Source organism: Actinomadura viridis (assembly GCF_015751755.1).
Taxonomy (GTDB): domain Bacteria; phylum Actinomycetota; class Actinomycetes; order Streptosporangiales; family Streptosporangiaceae; genus Spirillospora; species Spirillospora viridis.
This window is the reverse complement of record NZ_JADOUA010000001.1, coordinates 8,334,151-8,350,547: the sequence shown is the minus strand read 5'-3', so window position 1 is coordinate 8,350,547 and position 16,397 is coordinate 8,334,151. Positions and strand designations below refer to the sequence as shown.

The 16,397-nt window shown below is 72.9% G+C and carries 13 protein-coding genes; 5 read left to right on the top strand and 8 right to left on the bottom strand.

From position 1 onward, the window contains the following. Position 1: 1 nt before the first annotated feature. A complete protein-coding gene (gene deoC / locus IW256_RS37890) occupies positions 2 to 913 on the bottom strand; it encodes a deoxyribose-phosphate aldolase (RefSeq protein ID WP_197015525.1) in 912 nt (303 codons plus the stop codon). Positions 914 to 975: 62 nt separating this feature from the next. After that, positions 976 to 1,935, bottom strand: a complete 960-nt coding sequence (locus IW256_RS37885; RefSeq protein ID WP_197015524.1) for a DUF1152 domain-containing protein — start codon at positions 1,933 to 1,935, stop codon at positions 976 to 978. Positions 1,936 to 2,059: 124 nt separating this feature from the next. Between IW256_RS37885 and IW256_RS37880 the strand changes: the two genes are divergently transcribed. Beyond that, a complete protein-coding gene (locus IW256_RS37880; RefSeq protein WP_197015523.1) occupies positions 2,060 to 3,109 on the top strand; it encodes a CaiB/BaiF CoA transferase family protein in 1,050 nt (349 codons plus the stop codon). A gap of 40 nt (positions 3,110 to 3,149) precedes the next feature. Here IW256_RS37880 and galK read toward each other — a convergent pair whose 3' ends face one another. Continuing rightward, entirely contained in the window at positions 3,150 to 4,241 is a 1,092-nt protein-coding gene (gene galK, locus IW256_RS37875) for a galactokinase (protein ID WP_307829417.1), read from the bottom strand. A gap of 68 nt (positions 4,242 to 4,309) precedes the next feature. Between galK and IW256_RS37870 the strand changes: the two genes are divergently transcribed. Together IW256_RS37870 and IW256_RS37865 are read left to right on the top strand one after the other, a co-directional pair. Further along, positions 4,310 to 5,095: a DeoR/GlpR family DNA-binding transcription regulator gene (locus IW256_RS37870; protein ID WP_197015522.1), complete on the top strand. Its 786-nt coding sequence runs from the start codon at positions 4,310 to 4,312 to the stop codon at positions 5,093 to 5,095. Continuing rightward, entirely contained in the window at positions 5,092 to 6,120 is a 1,029-nt protein-coding gene (locus IW256_RS37865) for a galactose-1-phosphate uridylyltransferase (protein WP_197015521.1), read from the top strand. The genes IW256_RS37870 and IW256_RS37865 overlap by 4 nt, the downstream gene beginning before the upstream one ends. A 15-nt stretch (positions 6,121 to 6,135) precedes the next feature. Here IW256_RS37865 and IW256_RS37860 read toward each other — a convergent pair whose 3' ends face one another. The 5 genes from IW256_RS37860 to IW256_RS37840 form a co-directional block, all read right to left on the bottom strand. Next, entirely contained in the window at positions 6,136 to 7,152 is a 1,017-nt protein-coding gene (locus tag IW256_RS37860) for an ABC transporter permease (protein ID WP_197015520.1), read from the bottom strand. Further along, entirely contained in the window at positions 7,149 to 8,114 is a 966-nt protein-coding gene (locus IW256_RS37855) for an ABC transporter permease (RefSeq protein ID WP_197015519.1), read from the bottom strand. The genes IW256_RS37860 and IW256_RS37855 overlap by 4 nt, the downstream gene beginning before the upstream one ends. Then, complete coding sequence (locus IW256_RS37850; protein ID WP_307829330.1) at positions 8,107 to 9,645, bottom strand: sugar ABC transporter ATP-binding protein; 1,539 nt, start codon at positions 9,643 to 9,645, stop codon at positions 8,107 to 8,109. The genes IW256_RS37855 and IW256_RS37850 overlap by 8 nt, the downstream gene beginning before the upstream one ends. A 77-nt stretch (positions 9,646 to 9,722) precedes the next feature. Further along, positions 9,723 to 10,820 (bottom strand): ABC transporter substrate-binding protein, encoded by a 1,098-nt coding sequence (locus IW256_RS37845; RefSeq protein WP_231404089.1) that lies wholly within the window; start codon positions 10,818 to 10,820, stop codon positions 9,723 to 9,725. 147 nt (positions 10,821 to 10,967) lie between these two features. Continuing rightward, positions 10,968 to 13,601: a PA14 domain-containing protein gene (locus IW256_RS37840; protein WP_197015517.1), complete on the bottom strand. Its 2,634-nt coding sequence runs from the start codon at positions 13,599 to 13,601 to the stop codon at positions 10,968 to 10,970. A gap of 279 nt (positions 13,602 to 13,880) precedes the next feature. Between IW256_RS37840 and IW256_RS37835 the strand changes: the two genes are divergently transcribed. Next, positions 13,881 to 14,687, top strand: coding sequence for a DeoR/GlpR family DNA-binding transcription regulator (locus IW256_RS37835; RefSeq protein WP_197015516.1), 807 nt, complete (start codon positions 13,881 to 13,883; stop codon positions 14,685 to 14,687). A gap of 141 nt (positions 14,688 to 14,828) precedes the next feature. Further along, complete coding sequence (locus IW256_RS37830; protein WP_197015515.1) at positions 14,829 to 16,355, top strand: sugar ABC transporter ATP-binding protein; 1,527 nt, start codon at positions 14,829 to 14,831, stop codon at positions 16,353 to 16,355. Positions 16,356 to 16,397: the final 42 nt, after the last annotated feature.

Here is a 16,397-nt window from a genome sequence, read left to right as displayed (position 1 = left end):
TTCAGTCCAGGGAGAAGTAGTCGGGACCCGAATACACACCGGTGCTCAGCTTCCGGCGCTGCATCAGCAGATCATTGAGCAGGCTGGAGGCCCCCAGCCGGAACCACTCCGGGCTCAGCCAATCCGCCCCCGCGGTCTCGTTCACCAGCACCAGGTACTTGATCGCGTCCTTGGTCGTGCGGATCCCACCCGCGGGCTTGACCCCCACCCGCCGGCCCGTCGCCGCGTGGAAATCACGCACCGCCTCCAGCATCACCAACGTCACCGGCAACGTCGCCGCCGGCGCCACCTTCCCCGTCGAGGTCTTGATGAAATCGGCGCCCGCCCTCATCGCCAGCCACGACACCCGCCGCACATTGTCCAGCGTCACCAGCTCACCGGTCTCGAAGATCACCTTCAGATGCGCCGGACCGCACGCTCGGCGCACCGCCACGATCTCCTCGAACACCTTCACCAAATCCCCCGCCAGGAACGCGCCCCGATCGATCACCATGTCGATCTCACCCGCACCCGCCGCCACCGCCGCACGCGTATCGGCCAGCTTGGCCTCCAACGGCGCACGCCCCGACGGAAACGACGTCGCCACACTCGCCACCACGATCCCGGTGCCTTCCAGCGCCTCCACCGCCACCCCCACCAGATCGGGGTACACGCACACGGCGGCGACCTTCGGCACACCCGGATCGGACGGATCGGGGTGGGCGGCCTTGGCGCACAACGCCCGCACCTTCCCCGGCGTGTCCGCCCCCTCCAACGTCGTCAGATCCACCATCGAGATCGCCAGATCGATCGCCTCCGCCTTCGCCGAGGTCTTGATCGACCGAGAAGCCAGCCGCGCGGCACGCTCCTCGACACCGACCTGATCCACACCCGGCAAACCCAGCAGGAAGGCACGCAGTTCAGATCCGCTCATAGCGGTAAGAGTCTCCGTTGACACGCCCCCAGCATCGCCCACCGGGGGCCGTGGCACCAACCTCAGTGCGGGAACTGGCGGGGTGGCCGGGTCCGGGCGAGTTCGTGGCGGAAGTCCTCGATGATGGAGCTGATCTGGCGCATCAGCCGGGTGTTCTCCAGGCGTTCCAGGTAGAGCGAGCGGCGGGCCAGGCCGTCGAGGTCCACGGCGAAGTAGAGGGCCATCAGCGGGTTGATGAAGAGTTCGCTCTTCGCGGTGCGCTCGGTGAACCGCACGTTGCCGAACTCGCCCCGGACGGCCGCGGCGATGGAGCCGTTGACGATGCTGGGATGGTCGGGGGTCTCCGCCTGGGCGTGGGCCACGGCGTCCAGGTAGAGCGCGCCCTCCTTGCTGTCGCGCGGGATCGAGAACGCTCCGAGGTAGGCGCCTTCGCGGTCCAGCGCGGCGAGGTTCTCCAGCACGTGCGAGTGGTTCACGCCGTGGTAGGCGTCCACGCCGAAGCCCGCGCAGACGACGAGCTTGTCCGGTACGTCCAGCCCGTGCACGGCCGCCAGGCTCGCCATGTCCTCCTCGGGCGTTCCCAGGCCGGACTCGTCCCCGCGCATGAGGATGTCGGTGCCGCCGTCCACGAGCACCACGGCGTCGAGGTCGAGGCGTTCCACCAGGAAGCGGTAGGCGTCGCGCAACGGCCGCACGCCCACCTTCGGGAACGCGTAGACGGTGGACGGCTGGCCGTGCGTCCTCAGCCAGCGCGCCAGCACCCCTTCGGGGAAGTAGCGGTCACGGCCGGGGGTGTCCGGGCCGATCCTGGCCACGTCCTCTTCCCACCAGACGTCGAGGTCCAGTCCGTAGAGGGCGCTGAAGGACAGGTTGGCCAGGTGGACCTCCTTGCCCGCCGCCCGCAGGGCCAGCGCGAGCGGAAGCCCGGCGTAGACGTCGAATCCGCCGCCCGCCCCCGAGATCAGAATCCGGTCCGCCTTGTGGAGGCGGGTGAAGAGCGGCGGCTCCTGGAGGGAGAACATCCCGCGACCGTACCGCCGGGCCGTCCCCGCACTGGAACGGTTTTCGCAGACGACCAAGCGCTCGCTTGACTGGTTCGGAGTCCGGACGGGAACGTGGGTGATCACCGGCGGATGGAGGCAGGCGATGGCGTTGCTGGACGGGCTGCGGGTACTGGATCTGACGATGTGGCGGCCCGGGCCGTACACGACGCAGCTGCTGGCCCAGCTGGGCGCGGACGTGATCAAGGTGGAGCCGCCGGGCGGGGAGCCGATGCGGGCGTTCCGCCGCCATTTCGACCTGCTCAACCAGCGCAAGCGGGCCGTCGTGCTCGATCTCAAGGACCCGGCGGGCCGGGCCCGGTGCCTGGAGCTGGCGGCCGGTGCCGAGGTGTTCGTGGAGGGGTTCCGGCCGGGTGTCGCCGGACGGCTCGGTGTGGGCCACGAGGCCCTGCTCGGGGTCAACCCAAGCCTGGTGTACTGCTCGCTGTCGGGGTACGGGGCGTCCGGGCCGCTGTCGGCGGTGCCCGGCCATGACGTGAACTACCGCGCGTACGCGGGGGGCCTGCCGCCCGGGGCGGTGTCACCGGACGCGGGCGACCTGCCGGTGGCCGACATGGCCGCGGCCACGATGGCCGCGTTCGCGATCACCGCGGCCTGCCTCAAGGCGCGGGCCACCGGCGCCGGTGAGCGGATCGATCTGGGCATGGCCGATGTCGTGGCGCACTGGGTCGGCACGGTGCCGGAGACGCGGGAGACCGTGCGGGAGCACTTCCACGGCCCGGTCCCCGGGTACGGGGTGTACGCCACCAGGGACGGCCGGCAGATCAGCCTGGGAGTGGTGTCCGAGCAGCACCTGTGGGCGGCGTCCTGCCGGGCGCTGGGGCTCGGCGAGCACGCGGACGTGCCGTTCACCGAACGGCTCGGGCGGCTCCGGGAGCTGGACGCGGAGGTGGCGGCGGCGGTCGGCCGGCTCACCCGGGACGAGGCGGTCGCGCTGCTGGAGGCCGCGGGCGCTCCGGTCGCGCCGTTGCTGACCCGGTCGGAGATGATGGCGCACGAGCATTTCCGGTCCCGCGGTGTGATCGCGGACGGCACCGTGGGGGTGCCGGTCCGCACGACGGCGCATCCGTCACTTCCGCCAGGTCCGGTCCCCGGGCTGGACGAGCATCGCGGCGAGGGCTGGCGGGCCGGCTGACCGGCCCGGCCGGCCCGGGGAACACCTCCTCGCCCGCCGCTCACCGACCTTCGTTCAGGCGGTGGGCTCCCGGTGCGGGGGTGGCGCTCAGGAAGCGCGGGGCGCCGTGCCCCTCGGCCTTGAAGGCGGCTTCGACCGACGTTCGCACGGTGGTGGAGGCGGCCTCCTCCACCAGGGCGATGACCGAGCCGCCGAAGCCGCCGCCGACCATCCTGGCGCCGAGCGCGCCGGCCGCGAGGGCGCGCTCGACGGCCAGGTCGGCTTCCGGCCAGGAGACCTCGTAGTCGTCCCGCAGCGAGGCGTGCGAGGCCGTCAGGAGCGGCCCGATCGCGCGCACCCGGCCGCCGGCCAGCAGGTCGACGGTCTCCCGGACGCGGGCGTTCTCGGTCCGGACGTGGCGGATCCTGCGGTCGAGCACCGGGTCTCCCGTTCGCGCGCCGGGCGGGGCGTCGCCCAGCACGGGGACGCCCAGGGCGCGGGCCGCCCGTTCGCACTCCTCGCGGCGGGCGCGGTACCCGCCGGTGCGGTGCTCGTGCGCGACCCCGGTGTCGGCGATGAGCAGCCGGAGCCCGGCGGCGGCCAGGTCGAACGGGACGAGCGTGCTCGCCAGGTCGCGGGTGTCGATGAGGACGGCGTGGCCCGCGCGGGCGAGCATGGCGGCGCTCTGGTCCAGGATCCCGGTGGGCGCTCCGGCGAAGTCGTTCTCCGCGCGCTGGGCGACCCGGGCCAGCTCGACGCGGGTCAGGCCGAGCGCCCACAGGTCGTCGAGTGCCGCCGCCACCGCGCATTCCAGCGCCGCCGACGAGGACAGCCCGGCCCCCTCGGGAAGGTCGGAGTCCAGCCGGATCGAGACGCCGCCGACCGGGTGGCCGGCGCGGCGCAGCGCCCAGAGGACACCGGCGGCGTAGGACGCCCAGCCGTCCGGCGTTCCCGGCCGCAGCTCCTCCAGCGGCACGGTGACCTCCCGGCCGGGCCGCTGGGCACTGGACACCCGCACGGTCCCGTCCGGCCGTCCGGCGACGCGGGCGGTGACGCCCCAGGGGACGGCGAAGGGCAGCACCAGCCCGCCGTTGTAGTCGGTGTGCTCGCCGATGAGATTGATGCGGCCGGGCGCCCACCATGCTGTTTCGATCGGTATCAGTCCTTAACGATCGCAAATGGTACGCTAATGATAATGAGAGGGTCGGGAGGGTGCCAGTGGTGGAGGGATCAACCCGGTTCGCCGCGGAACGTCACGAGCGGATCCTGCGGCTGCTGAGGGAGCGCGGCGCGATGTCGCTGCACACCCTGGCCACCGCGCTCGGCGCCTCGGAGGTGACCGTCCGCCGCGACCTGCGGGCCCTGGAGGAGCAGGGGCTGCTGGACCGCAGCCGGGGCGGCGCCGCCCCGCTCGGCGGCCCGGCCCGCGAGCCGACGCACCGGCAGAAGGCCGGGGTGGCCGTCCGCGAGAAGGCCGCCATCGCCGAGCTCGCCGCCGGTCTCGTCGGTCCGCAGGACGCCGTCGTGCTGGGCCCCGGCACCACCACCGAGCAGCTCGCGCTGCGCCTGGCCCGCCTCCCCGGCCTGTCCGTCACGACCAACTCGCTACTGGTCGCCCACGCCCTGGCCGACGCCCGCGAGGTCGACGTGGTGCTGACCGGCGGCATGCTGCGCGGCTCGATCCACGCCATGGTCGGCGGCGTGGCCGAGCGCTTCCTCGCCACCGTGCGCGTCCGGCGGGCGTTCCTGTCCGGGAACGGGCTGACCTCCGCCCGCGGCCTGTCCACCCCCAGCCTGCCGGTGGCCGGTGTCGACCAGGCCCTGGCCGCCGCGGCCGAGGAGGTGGTCGTCCTGGCCGACCACACCAAGATCGGCGTCGACGCGCCGTTCCAGACGGTGCCGCCGGAGCGCATCACCCATCTGTTCACCGATCCGCAGGCCCCCCGGGCCGAGCTCGACGCGCTCGCCGCCGCCGGCACGGCCGTCCACGTTACGGAAACGCCATGACCACCGCTCCCGCACCGGCCTCCCGCACCCGCGTCCACCTCGCCGACGGCCGCGAGCTGCTGTACTTCGACGACGTCCCCGGCCTGGACCGGTCGGCCCCCGACCCCCGCGACCTGCCCGCGCACCGGCCCCGGCCCGAGCTGCGCCACGACGCCGTCCTCGACGAGTGGATCGCCGTCGCCGCGCACCGGCAGACCCGCACCTTCCTGCCCGCGTCGGACGCCTGCCCGCTGTGCCCGGGAGGGCCCGGCAGCGAGATCCCCGCGTCCGGCTACCACGTCGCCGTGTTCGAGAACCGCTTCCCCTCCCTCGGCGGCCCCGCCGGGGGACGCTGCGAGGTGGTCTGCTTCACCGACGACCACGACGCCTCGTTCGCCGGGCTCCCCGCCGCCCGGCTGCCCACCGTCGCCCGCGCGTTCACCGACCGGACCCGCGAGCTCGGCCGGCTGCCGGGCGTCGAGGAGGTCTTCGTCTTCGAGAACCGGGGCGTCGAGATCGGGGCCACCCTCCAGCACCCGCACGGCCAGATCTACGCGTTCCCGTACGTGACACCGAGAACGCGGCAGGTCCTGGGGGTGGCCCGCGGCGGGTGCGTCTTCTGCGCGACCGCGGCGGACGCCGCCGGCACCGAACGGATCGTCGCGGCGACCGACCACTTCGTGGCGTACGTGCCGTACGCGGCGCGCTGGCCCTACCAGGTCCACATCACCCCGTTCCGGCACGTTCCCGACCTCCCCGCGCTCGGCGAGGGCCCCGCCGTGGAGCTGATGGGGCTGTACGCCGACATCCTCGGCCGCTTCGAGCGGCTGTTCCCCGGCCCGGTGCCGTACATGGCCTGCTGGCACCAGGCGCCGGTGACCGCCGGGCGCGGCGACGCCCACCTGTGGGTCGAGGTCTTCACCCCGCGCCGGACCGCCGACAAGCTCAAGCACCTCGCCTCCGCCGAGTCCGGCGCGGGCGCCTTCATCACCGACGTCCTCCCCGAGGACGCCGCCGCCCGCCTCCGGGAGGCGGGCGGCGGGTGAACGGGTCCGCGCCGGTCAGCCGAGCTGCTGGGCCTTGCTGAAGACCCGCTGGGCGACCACCACCAGGACCAGGAACAGCCCGCTCACCACCTGCTGGAACGCGGAGGTGAGGTTGCCGGCCTGGTTGATGAGGTTCTGGATCACGCCGAGCAGGAGGACCCCGGCCATCGTCCCGGTCAGCCCGCCCACCCCGCCGGTGAGCAGGGTGCCGCCGATGACCACGGCGGCGATCACGTCCAGTTCCAGCCCGATGCCGAGGATCGTGACGCCGGACGACAGCCAGGCCGCGTTGAGCGCCCCCGCCAGCCCGGCCAGCAGCCCCGACATGAGGTAGACCAGCACCTTCGTCCGGGCGATCGGGACGCCCATCAGCGCGGCGGCCTCCTCGTTCCCGCCGATGGCGTGCACGTTCTGCCCGAAACCGGTGCGCTGCAGCAGGACGACGCCGATGACCGCCAGCACCACCGTGATGAGGACCGGCCAGGTCAGCCCCAGCACCTCGCTGCGCCCCAGCGCGGCGAAGGCCCGGTCCTCGACCAGGTACGTGGTGGCGCCCTCGTCGGAGATCGCCAGCATGATCCCGCGGACGCCCAGCAGGCCCGCCAGCGTCACGATGAACGGCGCCATCCGCAGTCGCGCGATCAGCAGGCCCTGCACCAGGCCGATCGTCCCGCACGTCACCAGCGGCAGCGCCAGCGCCGCCAGGGCGCCGTGCCGGGATCCCGAGGCGGCCAGCACCCCGCCCAGGACGAACAGCGACCCCACCGACAGGTCGATGCCGCCGCTGATGATCACGAAGGTCATCCCGATGGCGATGATCGCCAGGAAGGACGAGGAGATGACGATGCCGCGCAGGTTGGCCGCCGTCGCGAACGAGTCGAAGGCGACGCTGCCGAACGCCACCAGCGACAGCAGCACCAGCAACGCCCCGTGCTGCTGCAGCAGCCGCCCGGCCCGCTCCCGCCGCACCGCCGCGTCCGGAGAGCGCGCCGCCCCCGCGTCCTGGTCGCTGAGCACACTCGTACGGGTCATCGCGCACCTCGGTTCCCGGCCGCGTACACCGCCGCGAGAATGATCACGGCCTGGACGATCTGCGCCCAGGACCGCGGCAGGTCGTGCTGGATGAGGGTGGCCTGCAGGAGCTGGATCAGCATCGCGCCCATGACCGTCCCGACCACCCGGATCCGGCCGCCGCTGAGCGGGGTGCCGCCGATCACCACCGCGGTGATCGCCGACAGTTCCATGAACAGGCCGAGCGAGGTCGGGTCGCCGGCCTGGAGCCGGGCGGTGGCCAGCACCCCCGCCCCGGCCGCCAGCACGCCCGAGATCACGTAGACGCTCAGCAGCAGCCGCTTCACCGGCAGGCCGGACAGCTCGCTGGCCACCCGGTTGCCGCCGATCGCGACGATCTGCCGGCCGAACGTGGTGCGGCGGACGACGAACGTCATCACCGCGGTCAGCACCGCCGCGATCAGCACCACGAACGGGATCCCGGCCACCGAGTCGCTGCCCAGCGTGATCAGCGTCGGGCTGCGGAAGTCCCGCAGCTGCGGCACCAGCACGTTGGCCAGGCCGCGGATCCCCACCAGCAGCGCCAGGGTGGCGACGATCGGCTGCACCCCGACGTAGGCGACCAGCCCGCCGCCCGCCGCCCCCACCAGGGCCCCGGCCGCCAGCGCCACCAGGATGGCCGGCCATGCCCCGTACCCGAGGTAGAGCACGACCATCGAGGCGGCCAGCGCCATGACCGATCCGACCGACAGGTCGATGCCCTCCGTGCCGATCATCAGCGCCATGCCGAGCGAGACGATCACGATCGGCGCGACCTGCACCAGCTGGGTGCGGAAGTTGGCCGCGTCCAGGAAGTTCGGGGTGAACGCCACGTTGAACAGCAGCAGGGCCAGCACGGAGACGTACACGCCGTACTCCCGCGCCCACGCCAGGACGCGCGCCCGGTCGGTCCCGGGCCGGGTCCCGGCCACGGCCTCAGCCATGGTCCTCCTCTCCGGGACGGCCGGCGATGGCCGCCATGATCCGCTCCTCGGTCACCTGGTCGCCGGCCAGCTCCCCGACCACCGCGCCGTCCCGGAGCACCACCACCCGGTCGGAGCCCTCGACCAGCTCCTCCAGGTCGGAGGAGATCAGCAGCACCCCCAGCCCGTCCCGGGCCAGCTCGTCGACCAGGGCCTGCACCTCGGCCTTGGCGCCGACGTCGATGCCGCGGGTGGGCTCGTCCAGCAGCAGCGCCTTCGGGTGCATCGCCAGCCAGCGGGCCAGCAGAACCTTCTGTTGGTTGCCGCCCGACAGCTCCGACACCCGCTGGTCCGGCGAGGCCGCCCTGATCCGCAGCCGCCGCATGAACGTGTCCACGACCCGGTCGACGCGGGCGTCGGAGACCAGGCCCGCCCGCGCCAGGCGCGGCAGCGCGGCGAGCGCGATGTTGTCGCGCACCGACAGCGTCGGCACGATCCCCTCGGCCTTGCGGTCCTCGGGCAGCAGGCTGACCCCCGCCCGGATCGCGGCGGCGGTGGTGCGCCGCCGCAGCGGGACGCCGGCCACCGTCACCCGGCCGCCGTCCAGCGGCAGCGCCCCCGCGATCGCCTTGGCGGTCTCGGTACGGCCCGCGCCCAGCAGCCCGCCGAGGCCGACCACCTCGCCGGGCCGGACCGCCACCGACACGTCGCTGAGCACGTGCCGGCGGGACAGGCTGCGCGCCTCCACGACCGGCGGGCCGCCGGCCGCCGCGTGCCCGCCGGAGAACCGGGTCACCCCGCCCGCCCGGACGTCGGCGAGATCCCGGCCCAGCATGAGCGAGATCAGCCGCAGCCGGTCGAGCCCGGCGAGCGGGCCGGTGTGCGCGACCCGGCCGTCCCGCAGCACGGTGACCCGGTCGCAGATCCGGTAGAGCTCGTCGAGCCGGTGGCTGACGTAGATCGTCGAGATGCCGCGCTCGCGCAGCCCCCCGATCACGCCGAACAGGGTCTCCACCTCCCGCGGCTCCAGGGACGAGGTCGGCTCGTCCATGACGACCACGCGGGCGTCCACCGACACGGCCCGGGCCAGCGCCACCATCTGCTGCGCGCCCACGCCCAGCGAGCGCAGCGGGCGCCGTACGTCGGTGCGCACCCCGAAGTCCGCCAGCGTGCGCCCGGCCGCGGCGTGCAGGCGCGGCAGGTCGATGACGCCGAGCCGGTTGCGCGGCTCGTGGCCCAGCATCAGGTTCCGGGCCACGCTCATCAGCGGGACGAGGTTGACCTCCTGGTAGATGGTCGAGATCCCGGCGCGCTGGGCGTCCAGCGGCGTGCCGAAGGCGGCCGGTCCGCCCCGGTACCGGATCCGCCCGCCGTCGGGCCGGTGCACGCCGGTGAGCACCTTGATCAGCGTGGACTTCCCGGCCCCGTTCTCCCCGACGAGGGCGTGCACCTCGCCGGGGAGGAGCCGGAACGAGACCTCGTCCAGCGCCAGCACGCCCGGGAACCTCTTGGAGACGCCGTCCGCCTCCAGCACCGGCTCCGGTTCCGGCACCGGGCCTGACTCCGGTTCCGGCCCTGCCTCCGGCTCCGCCTCAGGCTCCGGCTCCGCCTCTGGAACGATGGGGCCCATCAGTAGGCCTGCCCCAGGGAGTCCTTGGCGTTGGCCGTGGTGTACTCGCGGTCGGTGATGATGATCTTCTCGGGGATCTCGCCGCCGTCCGCGAACTTCTGGGCGGTGGAGAAGGCGAGCGGGCCGAACCTCGGGTTGGACTCGATCACCGCCTGGAGCCACCCGTCGACGATGGCCCGCACCGCGCCGCGGGTGCCGTCCACTGAGACGATCTTGACGTCGCCGGGCTTCTTGCCTGCGCCCTTGAGCGCCGTCACCGCGCCCAGCGCCATCTCGTCGTTCTCGGCGTAGACGCCGTTGATGTCGGGGTTGGACTGGATGAGCTGCTCGGTGACCTGCTGGCCCTTCTCGCGGGTGAACTCGCCGGTCTGCTCGAACGAGATCGCGATCCCGGGCGCCTTCTCCTTGATCCGGTCCTTGAAGCCGTTGGTGCGCTCGGTGGTCACGTTGTTGCCGGGCGCGCCGAGCAGGATCGCGACCTTGCCCTTGCCGCCCAGCGTCTCGATCATCTTGTCGGCGGCGCGCTTGCCCTGCTCGTAGAAGTCCGAGCCGATGAAGGTCAGGTACTCGCCGCAGGGCTTGGCGTTGATCTGCCGGTCGACGGTGATGATGGGGATCTTCTTGGCCGCCGCCTGCTGCAGCACCGGCCCCCAGCCGTCGGAGTTGAGCGGCGCGATGACCAGCAGCCTGGCGCCCTGCGCGATGAGCTGCTGGACGTCGGTGATCTGCTTGGAGAACTGCGACTGGGCGTTGGTGACCCGCAGGTTGCGGATGCCCAGCCTGGCCGCCTCGTCCTTGATCGACTTCGTCTCGGCGATCCGGAACGGGTTCGCCTCCTTCTCCGACTGGGAGAAGCCGACCATCGAGGTCTTCAGATCGAACTTCGTGCCGCCGAACTCGCTCAGGGTGCAGGTGGACCCGCTCGTGCCCGCCGGCTGCGACTGGGCGACCTGGCGGCCCTCCGTGCCCGTGGCCTCGGGCGCCGTCACGTCCTGCTCGGATTTCGCGCACCCTCCCGCGGCCAGGGCGGAGGCGAGGGCGAGGGCGGTGATCGCCTTGGGGCGGCGGGACGCTCTGGTCATGCGCGCAGTGCTCATGGACGGATTCCTTACGTGCTGTGGGGACGCTGCGAAGAGAGGGCGCGGGGGAAGGCGGGCAAAGGGGGGCGAGGGAAAGGGGGCGGGGAGAGGGGGCGGGCCGGTGCGCGGCCCCTCTCCCCGCCCTCGGGTCATCGGGTCATCGGGTCAGGAGCCGCAGGCGACGGGGGTCTCGTCGATCACGGCCCGGTTGGCGTCCCTGATCCGGGAGACCTCGGGCTTGACCAGCGCGCGGTCATAGGTGAGCAGACCGTTGATCTCGGTCTCGACGTCGGTGGTCTGGGTGTAGACCGCCGCGCTCAGCCCGTCGCAGGTGCGCAGCCGGCGCAGCTGCTCGCTCATCCGGACGTAGCGGTCGGTCAGCGCCTTGGCGTCGGGCTCCACCGCGTAGCCCCAGCCGCCGCCGGCCCAGGTGTGCCCGATGACGGGAAGCGCGAGCCCGCCGTACTCGCCGAGGACCGAGGCCCTGGCGTCGGTGGGCCGTCCCGGGGTGCCCGGTCCGGGATAGATGTGGTAATCCATCACGTCCCCGTTGCCGCCGTCGACGGCACCGCAGCAGTTGATCCCGCTCATGTTGTTCACCAGCCGGGACGGGTCCCAGCTCTTGACGAGATCGGCGATCCGGGCCTGGTCGTACTGGCCCCATCCCTCGTTGAACGGCACCCACATCACGACCGAGGGGCTGCTCGCGTGCTGGTCGACCAGGGCGCGCAGCTCCCGCTCGAACCGGGCGCGGTCGCCGGCGTCGGAGGAGTCGAACGTGGAGGGCATGTCCTGCCACACCAGCAGCCCGAGCCGGTCGGCCCAGTGGTACCAGCGGTCGGACTCGACCTTGACGTGCTTGCGGACCATGTTGAAGCCGAGCCGCTTGGTCTGGTCGAGGTCGTACTTCAGCGCCCCGTCGGTCGGCGCGGTGTAGATGCCGTCCGGCCAGTAGCCCTGGTCGAGCGGGCCCATCTGGAAGACCGGCTCGCCGTTGAGGGTCATCCGGTTGAAGCCGCCGACCTTCTTGAGGCCGACCTCCCGCATCCCGAAGTAGCTTCCCACCCGGTCCACCGTGCGGCCGTCGGGGCCGACCAGCGCGACGTCGAGGTCGTACAGGAACGGCCGGTCCGGCGACCACAGCTTCGGCCTCGGCACGGGCAGGCGCAGCTCGGTGCCCGGCGCGCCGGTCACGCTGCCCACCTTCCGCGCGCCGTCGCGTGCGGTGACGACCGCCTTGACACCGCCGGTCCCACCGGCCCGCACGGTGACCTTGAGCGCCTCACCCGGCACGTCGGGCGTGCTGCGCACCGAGGTGACGTGCGCGGACGCCACCGGTTCCATCCACACCGACTGCCAGATGCCGGACGCGGGGGTGTACCAGATCCCGCCGGGCGTCTTGCGCTGCTTGCCGACCGCCTGGCCGCCCAGGTCCGTCGGGTCGTACACGCCGACGACGAGCTCCTGCGGGCCGCCCTGCCTGAGCGCGTCGGTCACGTCGACGCTGAACCGGTCGTAACCGCCCTCGTGAACGGCCACCCGGACACCGTTGACGTAGACGGTGGACCGCCAGTCCACCGCGTCCAGGTGCAGCAGGAGCCGCTTCCCGCCGGCCGCGCCGACCCGCCAGCCGGACGGCACGGTGAAGGTACGGCGGTACCACATCCGGTCCTCTTCGCGGCCGATGCCCGACAGCGCCGACTCCACCGGGAAGGGCACCACGATGCGTTCGGCGAGGTTCCGCCCGAACGGCGGGGCCTCTCCGTCCCGGGCCGCGGCGAACTGCCACGTCCCGTTCAGGCTGCTCCACTGCTCGCGGGTCAGCTGCGGGCGGGGGTACTCCGGCAGCGGGGCGCGCGGGTCGACCTTGTCCGCCCACCGGGTCCGGAGCGTGTACGCCGACCCGTTCGCCACCCGCACGTGGGTGAAGGACTCCAGCGCGGTGCCGTCCTCCTTGGTGACGCCGCCCTGGCCGTCGTAGGAGACGCGGACGCCGTCGCCGGCCTTCCGCGGGATCGGGTACCCCAGCTTGAGCGTCAGCACCGACGCGTCCCCGGAGCCCAGGGCCACCGACTCGACGGGCCAGGGCGTACCGCCCACGGTGACCCTGAAGTGGTCCTCCGCCCCGGCGGGCGGCGCCTTGAGCGGCGTGTCGAAGTCCAGGGCGGCGAGGTCACCGGACTCGCCCACGGAGGCCGTGGCCGGCCCCGGCGGGTCGAAGCCCTCGGGCAGGGTCAGGACCGCGCTGGGGACGATCTGCTTGGGCACGCTCGGGCTCTGCCAGCGCAGCCGCAGGTTGGAGCCGCCGTAGTGCTCGAAGTACTCCACCTTGATGTCGTAGGCGGTCCCGGCCTGGAGATCGATCGGCGCGGCGACCTTCTCCTGGTCCCAGGTGTCGGTCCAGTTGTCGATGAGCAGCCGGCCGTCGACCCACAGCCGGAAGCCGTTGTCGCCGATCATCGAGAAGGTGTACGCCTCGGAGCGCTCGGGGGTGATCCGCCCGGTCCACCGCACGGTGGCGTCGTCGGACCGGCCGGTGAGCTCCCTGAGGGTGCCCTCCAGATCGGCGAAGTCGATGGCGGCGTCCACCACGGTCGACTTGAGCTCGTGGAAGTCGAACGCGCCGGGGGCGGAGCTGACGTGGTAGTCGCCGCGCAGGCCGTTGCGGGCGTCCTGGGCGGACGTGGACGGGGGCGCGGGGGCGGGCTCGGCCGCGAACGCGGCGCCCGCGGTGAACTGGCAGATGAGTGCGACGAGCAGAGCCAGGACGAGGTAGGGGCTCGATCTGTCCGTTTTCATCCCAGGGATCCTCCGCGGAAGGGGGGTGGGTGGGATCAACGTGCTCGATCTCAAAGAAGCAGGATCCGATCGCGTTCGTCAAGAGAAAGCGATCAAATTCGATCTAACTCGGTCTCGTTCGGTCCCCTCCGGTCCGGTCGCACCGCCCCTGCGATCATTCGGGACGCCCCCGGAGGCGCGGTCCTGACGACTACGATCGGAATCGGTCACACTCGCTCGGAACGCCGGCCCCGCGTGACCGGAGGCCGGCCGGACGGGCGTGGTCGAACGGGGAGACACATGAGCGACTCTGAGGGGCCGGGTGACGGCCGCAGGCCGGTGTTCGCCGTCGAGCGCCGCAAGCGCATCCTGGAGCTGGTCCGGGCCAACGGCTCGCTGTCCCTGCGCCAGCTCGCCGAGGCCGTCCAGGCGTCCGAGGTCACGGTGCGCCGGGACGTGCGGTCGCTGGAGGCCGACGGGCTGCTCAACCGGCACCACGGCGGGGCCTCGCTGCCCGGCGAGCTGTCCCGCGAACCCACCTACCTGCAGAAGGCGCAGGTCGGCGCGGCCGAGAAGGCCGCGATCGCCGATCTGGCCGCCGCGCTGGTCGAGGACGGCGACGCGATCGTCATCGGACCGGGGACCACCACGCTGGCGCTGGCGCAGCGGCTGACCAACCACGCCGAGCTGGCCGTGGTCACCAATTCGCTGCTGGTGGCGCAGGCGCTGGCCGGCTCGCCCCGGGTCGAGGTGACGGTGACCGGCGGTACGCTGCGCGGCCCCATCCAGGCCCTCATCGGCAGCGACGCCGAGCGGGCCCTGGCCGGGCTGCGGGTGCGCCGCACGTTCATCTCCGGCAACGGGCTCACCGCCGAGCGCGGGCTGTCCACGCCGAACATGCAGGTCGCCAGCACCGACCGGGCGCTGGCCGCGGCGGCCGAGGAGGTAGTGGTGCTGGCCGACCACACCAAGATCGGCGTCGACACCATGGTGCAGACCGTCCCCGCGGAGGAGATCGGCCACCTGGTCACCGAGGAGGCGGCTCCGCGGGAGGAGCTGGACGAGCTGAGCGGACGGGGGGTGCGCCTCCACGTGGCGAGGCTCTGATCCACGGATGCCCGCCCGGAACCCGATATCGGCGTGACCTAATATGCCCCATATCGTTATGAGATCGTTTCGGCGCCGGTTCAGGATCGGTGCCGATGCGGCGCGAAGGATGCGCGGGCACGGGCATCCGGGAGGGAACTCGTGGCGGAAAGAGTCCTCGAAGCCGCCGGGATCCTCAAGAGGTTCCCCGGAGTCCTGGCCCTCGACCATGTCTCGCTCACCCTGGCGGCCGGCGAGGTGCACGCGCTCGCCGGGGAGAACGGCGCCGGGAAGTCCACGTTGATCAAGGTGCTGGCCGGGTTCCACCGGCCGGACGCCGGGGAGCTGCGCTACCTGGGCCGGCGCGTGCGCTTCGGCGGACCGCGGGACGCCCGGCGCGCCGGGATCGGCACCGTCCACCAGGACGCCGGCCTGGTCCCGCAGATGAGCGTGGCGCGCAACCTGTTCCTCGGCCGGGAGCCCCGCACCCGGCTGGGCCTGATCGACACCGCCCGGATGCACGCCCGGTCCACCGAGATCCTCGGGCGCTACGGCCTCGACCACGACGTCCGCCGCCCGCTCGGCGCGCTCGGCGCCGGCGCCCGGCGGCTGGTCGCGCTGGCCCGGGCGTGCTCGTCCGGGGCGCGGGTCGTCCTCATGGACGAGCCCACCTCCTCGCTGGAGCCGCCGGAGGTCGCCGCGCTGTTCCGGATCATCGCGGACCTGCGCGCGGAGGGCCGGTCCGTGCTCTACGTGAGCCACCGGCTGGACGAGCTGTACGAGGTCTGCGACCGCATCACCGTCCTGCGCGACGGGCAGGTGGTGCGCACCGGCCCGCCGGAGGGGCTCGACCGCCTGACGCTGGTGTCGCTGATGCTCGGCCGCAGACCGGCCCGCCCCGAGCCGTTCCGCGAACGTCCCGTGGCTCCCGCCGTCCCGTTCCCCGGCCCGGTCCCGGGCGATCCCCCGTTCCTGGAGGCCACCGGCCTCACCCGCAGGAACGCGCTCACCGACGTCTCGATCGCGCTGCGCCGGGGCGAGGTGCTCGGGCTCGGCGGGCTGCTCGGAGCCGGCCGCACCGAGACGGCCAAGGCCATCGCCGGTGCGCTGCCGCTGGACTCGGGACAGGTCGTCGTGGCCGGGGCGCCGCTGCGCCGGCGGTCCATCACCGGGGCCGTCCGGGCCGGGGTGGGCCTGCTGCCCGAGAACCGGACGGCCGAGGGCCTGGTGCCCACGCTGTCGGTCCGGGACAACATCGCCCTCGCCGCCCTCCCCCGCCTGTCCCGGTACGGGGTGGTCTCCGGCGCCCGCGTCGACCGCGTCGTCGACACGTTCATGCGGCGGCTGCACATCAAGGCCACCTCGCCGCACCAGAAGGTCGCCGAGCTGTCGGGCGGCAACCAGCAGAAGGTCCTGCTGGCCCGCTGGCTCGCCATGCACTCCAAGGTCCTGCTGCTGGACCAGCCCACCCGGGGCGTGGACGTCGGCGCCAAGGCCGAGATGCTGGACCTGCTGGACGATCTGGCCGTGGACGGGCTGGCCGTGCTGCTCATCTCCTCCGACCTGGAGGAGCTCGTGTCCGGCTGCGACCGCGTCGTCGTCCTGCGCGAGGGCGCCGTCGTCGCCGAGCTCAGCGGCCCCCAGGTGACCGAGGACGGCATCATGTCCGCGCTGGCCGCCACCGGCTGAGCCGCGGCGCGGGAAAATCCCTCCGGGATCGTCGTGCCCACC